The 7,165-nt window shown below is 32.5% G+C and carries 4 protein-coding genes; all 4 read right to left on the bottom strand.

From position 1 onward, the window contains the following. Nucleotides 1–130: 130 nt before the first annotated feature. The 4 genes from E6A48_RS07960 to E6A48_RS07945 all read right to left on the bottom strand — a co-directional run bounded on the left by E6A48_RS07960 (nt 131) and on the right by E6A48_RS07945 (nt 6,879). On the bottom strand, nt 131–1,924 hold the full coding sequence (locus E6A48_RS07960; protein ID WP_219709522.1) for a phosphoenolpyruvate carboxykinase (GTP): 1,794 nt from the start codon (nt 1,922–1,924) through the stop codon (nt 131–133). Nucleotides 1,925–2,192: 268 nt separating this feature from the next. Then, on the bottom strand, nt 2,193–3,563 hold the full coding sequence (locus tag E6A48_RS07955; protein ID WP_219709520.1) for a sialidase family protein: 1,371 nt from the start codon (nt 3,561–3,563) through the stop codon (nt 2,193–2,195). 131 nt (nt 3,564–3,694) lie between these two features. Then, complete coding sequence (locus E6A48_RS07950) at nt 3,695–5,143, bottom strand: sialidase family protein (RefSeq protein ID WP_219709518.1); 1,449 nt, start codon at nt 5,141–5,143, stop codon at nt 3,695–3,697. Between the two features lie 389 nt (nt 5,144–5,532). Beyond that, complete coding sequence (locus E6A48_RS07945; protein ID WP_219709516.1) at nt 5,533–6,879, bottom strand: sialidase family protein; 1,347 nt, start codon at nt 6,877–6,879, stop codon at nt 5,533–5,535. Between the last annotated feature and the right edge of the window lie 286 nt (nt 6,880–7,165).

Genomic DNA, 7,165 nt, shown 5'->3' with positions numbered 1-7,165 from the left:
TTTGATAATAATAAATAAATTATTTTTTTAAATTTTAATTTAATAATAAAGAATTATAAAAAACAGCAGTATAAAATAATCTATACTGCTGTTTTTATTAATTTGATAAAATAACAATTAAAATACTAAATTATTTGCTTAATCTAGCTCTTAATTCTTCTAATTGTTTTTTAAGTCTAGCAGGAAGTCTTGAACCAAATTTAGCATAATGAGCTTCAATCTGATTAGCTTGATCTTTCCAAGCCTCAACATCTACTCTCATAAGCTCTTTGAAATCAGCTTCAGGAATATCTAAACCTTTAAGATCTAAATCGCCGTCTTTAGGCATTTTACCTATAGGAGTGTCTACAGCATCAATTTTACCTTCAACTCTTTCACACATCCATTTTAATACTCTTGAGTTATCACCAAATCCAGGCCATAACCATTTACCGTCAGCATCTTTTCTAAACCAGTTTACATAGAAGATTCTAGGAGCTTTATCGCCTAATTTATCTCCCATTTCAAGCCAGTGGTTCATATAATCGCCCATATTGTATCCAGCAAATGGAAGCATAGCAAATGGGTCGAATCTTAACTGACCAGCAGCACCAATGTTAGCAGCAGTAGTTTCACTAGCAGCAGTAGAACCCATAAATACACCATGATCCCAGCTGTAAGATTCATGTACTAATGGCATAACAGAAGCTCTTCTTCCGCCAAAAATAAATATATCTATAGGTACACCTTTAGGGTCTTCCCAGTCTTTACATATAACAGGACATTGTCTAGCAGGAGCAGTAAATCTAGCATTAGGGTGAGCACCTTTCTCTCCGCTTTCTGGAGTCCAGTCATTGCCTTTCCAGTCTTTACCATGTTTAGGAGCAGGTCCCATACCTTCCCACCATACATCGCCGTCATCTGTTTCTACACAGTTAGTAAATATAGTGTTTTCTTTTATTGAATCCATAGCCATAGGGTTAGAATCATAAGAAGTACCAGGAGCTACACCAAAGAAACCAGCTTCTGGGTTAATAGCATAAAGTCTTCCGTCTTCAGGATTAATTTTCATCCAAGCAATATCATCACCTATAGTTTCACATTTCCAACCAGGGATTGTAGGCTGTAACATAGCAAGGTTAGTTTTACCGCAAGCACTAGGGAATGCAGCAGCAATGTGGAATCTTTTACCTTCAGGATTAGTTAGGCGTAAGATAAGCATGTGTTCTGCCATCCAACCTTCTCTTCTAGCCATAGCAGAAGCGATACGTAAAGCAAAACATTTTTTACCAAGTAAAGCGTTTCCACCGTAACCAGAACCATAAGACCATATTAAGTTTTCATCAGGGAAATGAGAAATATATTTTTTCTCTATTGGTGCACAAGGCCATTTAGTGTCTTTTTGACCGTCAGCAAGTGGAGCACCTACAGAGTGTAGACAAGGTATAAACTCACCATCAGAACCTAATACATCTAATACTTTAGTACCAACTCTTGTCATTATATGCATGTTACATACAACATAAGCACTGTCAGTAAGCTCAACACCAATTTTAGCTATAGGAGAACCAACAGGACCCATAGAGAAAGGAATTACATACATAGTTCTGTTTTTCATTGAACCTTTATATAAACCTTTCATAGTGCTTTTTAATTCATCTGGAGCCATCCAGTTGTTAGTAGGACCTGCATCTTCTTTATTAGGATAACTAATATAAGTTCTGTCCTCAACACGAGCCACGTCAGAAGGGTCACTTCTAAAAGAATGGCTATGTGGTCTTTTAGTTAATGGATGAGCTAAACCTAAATCAACAAGCCCTTGCATACATCTATCATATTCTTCTCTAGTACCATCGCAAACATATATATCTTTTGGTTCGCACATATCAGCTACTTCTTTTATCCAAGCTTTAAGCTTTTCATGTTTTAAATCTTCAAGCCTCATTAATTATACTCCTTAAAAAAATTGTTGCATTTATTATACAATAAAATCAATTTTTAGTAAATAATTTAAATATTAATAATATAAAAAATTATTTTAAAATAAAAAAGAGAGCATAACTAAGTATCTCATTATGAATATTTTAAATAAAAGCTTAAATAAAAAATAATCAGTGCCGCAACTGCTTTGACTAAATAATAAAACAAGGAATATACTTGAAACTATCAAATATATTCCTTGATATAACTCTATTAAATCATTTTTTATCAAATTATTCTAACTTAGAAGCCAAATATGCTTGAGTATATCTGCTAAAAAATATTCTAAATTTATAACCAGCAGCAGATGTATCTCTTTCTTTTTCAGAAGCCATGATTATAGTACCATCAGGCAATACATCTATAGAAGAAGCTTTACTTGTTTTAGCTATTTGTAATGAGTTACCCTTAGGAGTATAGTATTCATCAAGCATATACATATAACTTGTTCCAGCGTCAGATGCTACATGTGAAAACAATATTGCATCTGCAGCATTTGTATTAAGATAGGTTGATGGATCATACTGATTTGTACCAAACCAGCCGCCTTTTAATTTTAAGTAACCAAAAGAACCTTCAGCAGCTTTTAATCCGCTAACTTCGCTTACACTGTTGTAAGTAGAATTACCTTTGCCCATTGTAGTTCTAAAACGCGGATTTGGTACTATCATATAATCTACTTTATTATCATCATAATCTACAGCTTCTGCTTCTTTAAATATACTAGCTCTTTCATATGTAGGAACTGGAATCTCAATCGTTACACCAATTTTATCCCCAACGGTAAGTGTGCCATTAGCTTCTGTAACTTTAAAGAATTGTGCTCCCATAGCTTCCCATTCAAGACCAGTATAATTTAGATCTGCTGTTATTACAGTAAGAACTAAAGTAGAACCATCTTTAGACATTACGCCTCTTGCAGAATGTGTACCAAACTGTATATGACGTCCTATACCTAATTTGCTAGTTGGTAAATCTAAATCTTTCCAACCCGCACTCCAATCTATTGAAGCTTTTGCATCAGTACCGCTAACTGTACCAACAATATATCTAAATTTTGATTTTACTCTTCTATCGTAATAGTAATCTCTTGTACGAGATAAACCAGCACCAGAAGAAGCTATTATATATATTTTACCGCTATCTCTCTTATAATATACCACAGGATCAGAAACAGCATCATTAGCACCAGTTGATTTTTCACCAACTGTATATGGTCCGCTAAAGTTATCGCCGCTATCAGTACTCAATAAATACATTATATCTACTTTGTTTTGACCATCTACACCTGTGTCAAGATCTGTACCTTTAAAACCAATCCTTTTTTCAGTGATTATTAATACATTTGCTCCGCCTAAAGCAACTACTACAGGATTCCTATAATAGTCTTTATCTGATGCTGCACTTATAACAGAGTAGTCATTTAAGATTGTTTTACCTTCTAAACTAGACCAACTATTAATAATACCGCCTGTATCCATCTTTATTTCTTCTTCTTTATTAAGGTCACCCTTAATGCCAGTGATGCCGTTTTGCTTACAGCTTGCAAACACTAAGCTTAAAAATATAAGCAAAGATAATAAAGAAATAATCTTTTTGCTCATTTAAATCCCCTTAATATATAAAATTTATTGTTTATTCATTAAAATTATATTCCACTAAAGCTTTTTTAAGCAATTAAATAAAAAGTGGTTCGTTACATACCCCTTCTTATTAGAAAGTCATATTTTTTAAATTAGTTAAATCCAAGCTTCATAGCAAGAAACTTCTGAGTGAATCTTTTAAATACTATGTAATATTCTTTTTCTTTTCCGCCTTGTTCAGCAACCATAACTATAGTACCATCTCCCAAAATATCCATAGAAGAAGACTTAGCAAGAACGGTATTGTCTGTAGGATAACCTTGAATAATATACTCTGTTGTACCTGTTTTTTGTCTAAATTCAGTATCGTCTAGAGCTCGTATAGTTATTCTGTTATTTAGCCCCCTTACATGAGCAAATAATCTTTGTTTAGTGCCATTACTAATATTATAATTAGTAGGACTATAAGTTTCTAAACCCTTCCAGTTCAAAACTTCTAAATAAGAGAAAGAACCTTCAGAACCCGGAACTCTGCCGCTAGCTGTAGGCTGCTCGCCTTGCTTACCTTCACCTATATGTACACCTGTTGATGAGCCATAATATGAAGATCCGCCTGCTAAATAATAAACTTTACCATCCTTAAGACCTACCGCAACGCTTTCTAAATAACCGCTAATACCTCTGTTATTTATAGTTTTAAATCCAATAGCAGTACCTTCAATTACTTCCCAATTTACACTAGAAGAACTATAAGTACCCTTAACCATCACATTACCAAAAGCATTATTAGCATAATTGCCGCTTCGTCCTTGGTCTACTAATGTTACAGCAAGGTATAAATCTTTACCATTATTAGTAACAAATCCTCTAGCAGCAAGTGTACCAAATTGTTCATAAGTATATACCTTAGCATTTCCTGTTACTTTTACATTTTTAGTTGCATCTTCAACTATCTTAGTCATATCTGCCCATTCTTTTGTCCAAGTAAAAGTTCCGCTATTACTATCATATGTACCTATTGTATATCTTAACTCAGATTTTGGACTTCTGCTTAGATATGAAGTGCCTATTCTGCTTAAACCCGCCCCTGCAGAAGCTACCACTACTACTGTTTTATCATCAATTTTAAATACTACTGGTGAAGAAACAGCATCATTGCCGTTTTGTGATTCAGTACCGCGTCCTACTATTTTAGCCATATTCCAACTTTTACCGCTGTTTTGACTTGAAACATAAACTATATCCACAGCAGTACTGCCAGTTACACCTACATCGTTTTCAGAACCTGAAGTGTTATATCTTTTCTCTGCAAAAACTACAATGTTGTTTGTACCCATTACCACTACAACTGGGTTACGGAAATAAGCATAACCTGCTGTAGTTTGTAAATATGGTATCGCTTCATTTTTTATGGGCATATCTGAGTTTTCATTTAACCATTTTTCATCCTCAACAAGACCTGTATCTGTTTCGGGGCTATTATCAAATCCATTATTAGGAACAGTACCAAGTATATTATCAAGTCCATTTTCTTTACAGCTTGCTAACATTAAGCTTAAAGCCATAAGCAAAGATAATAAAAAAATAATTCTTTTACTCATAATAAAACTCCTTATATAGTTGTTTGTTTATTAAAAACTGTATACAACTTTGCTATTAACAATTCATTATTTATTAAAAAACACACATAAAAAACTATACATATTTAAATATATTAAATAAAAAAACCAGAGTCAAGTAGAATTTACTATTTATTTACTTAAATTTACTTTTATTTTAAATAAAAGTGAATTTATATATTTTTTATTGTTTTTTTCTATCTCTATAATATATATTTATTAAATAAAAACATAAAATTATCATTTCAAAAATAATTATAAAATCTTTTGCTTTTTTGACAAGAGTTTCAATTAACTTTTTGTTAGTAGAGTTGTTTGTTAAAATAAAAAAAGAGAGCAAAAATGCTCCCTTTCTATTTAATTATTATGAATTATAATCCCTCATATGTATAGTCACCACCAGACAGTGAATGCAAACTCACTCTTCTAAATATAATACTAAAAAATATTAAATCTTTAGCACTGCTAGTAGGATTTATAGTAGGTCCAAGACTCTCTTCCATAGCAACCCCAATAGTTCCATCTTTGAATATTACCATACTTTCTTTGAATGATGTTTTCTCTAAACCAGCATTACCAACAAGATTGGTTATTAATTTCCAAGTTGCTCCTTCATCATCACTTATAGAAAAAGCCATAGGATTAATAACATTATACTTATCACCAGAAGGGCTATTATATATACGAGTATCTCCTGAATGTAATAATAATATACCATCTCTAGATCTACCATCGTAGACATATTTTATTCTTCCACCAGAAACTGTTCCACCACTGTTTTCTGGAAGTCCAGTTACTGAAAAAGAGTTTATTGTTCCATTTATATTATCGGCTAAATACCAAGATAATGCTCCTTTTCCATTATATGCATTAGAATCATTGTTACCTGTATTTTTTACAGCAGCTATCAACAATTTACCATCTCTTCTCTCTGCTATTATTCTTGCAAATCTATGAGATTTTGCTCCATTATAAGTTAATGTTGATCCCACTTTCCAATTTTCTCCATTGTCTGTAGAATAAAGTATAGCAGCACCAGTAGGGGTATTTTTATCACCAGTTTTTGAAGATCTATATTCTATAGTGCAGGCTAAAGTTCCATTACCCAAAACAATTCCAGTGCCTGGTGTTGTATAATATCTATCATAACCTTTATTAGACAAATCACTAAATATTTCTTGAGGCAAATCTTTCCAATCACTCCAAGTATTACCATTATTTGAGCTAATACTTAATGATATTTTAGAAACATCTGTTGCCCCTCCAGCTCCAAAACCAACACCGCCTACCGCAAGCACAACTACATTTCCATCTCTATTAACAAAAGCTATAGGAGAAGCATGAGAATCCGAACTACTAATAGATTCTCCGCCTACAGTTCTTTGTATTAAAAAGTCATCAGTTGTTGTAGATATTGAAGCTATTATATCTATTGTTCCATTAAGACCATTATCAAGACCTATAATATCAAAAGTTGGGTTTGACCTATTTTCATAAAATGCCAAAACATAATTTGCAGGTGTGGCAACAATGGCAGGAGATGTGTATTGATTAAACTTTGAGGCATTGGCAATAGCGGTATATTTATTCATATCAGCTTGATCTTCTGGTGATACCATCCATTGCAAATCTTTCTTTATACTAAAGCTAGAATAATAGTAGTCTGTACCACAACTTATAAATATAAAAACAAATATTAATAAATATTTTTTATACATTACAAACCCCAAACAAAACTTTATATTTAAAATATACCAAATATATGAATATTGTCAAGCAGTTATTTAATAATTGCATTAAAAAAGGGATATGCTTTTTGCATACCCCTTTTTTTTATTTTACATTTTCAAATTAGTTAAGTCCAAGTTGAGTAGCAAGGAATTTTTGAGTAAATCTTTTGAATACAACTTTATATGCTTTTTCACTTCCACCTTGTTCAGCAACCATAATTATAGTACCATCACCTAAAACATCCATTGAAGAAGATTTAGCAAGAGTAGTACC

Source organism: Brachyspira pilosicoli (assembly GCF_019402445.1).
GTDB lineage: Bacteria > Spirochaetota > Brachyspiria > Brachyspirales > Brachyspiraceae > Brachyspira > Brachyspira pilosicoli_B.
This window is presented reverse-complemented; position numbering and strand designations above follow the sequence as displayed.

Bases quoted from the DNA above. Each gene is read 5' to 3' on its own strand.
- E6A48_RS07960 (WP_219709522.1), bottom strand. From the start codon at position 1,924: ATGAGGCTTGAAGATTTAAAACATGAAAAGCTTAAAGCTTGGATAAAA.
- E6A48_RS07955 (WP_219709520.1), bottom strand. From the start codon at position 3,563: ATGAGCAAAAAGATTATTTCTTTATTATCTTTGCTTATATTTTTAAGC.
- E6A48_RS07950 (WP_219709518.1), bottom strand. From the start codon at position 5,143: ATGAGTAAAAGAATTATTTTTTTATTATCTTTGCTTATGGCTTTAAGC.
- E6A48_RS07945 (WP_219709516.1), bottom strand. From the start codon at position 6,879: ATGTATAAAAAATATTTATTAATATTTGTTTTTATATTTATAAGTTGT.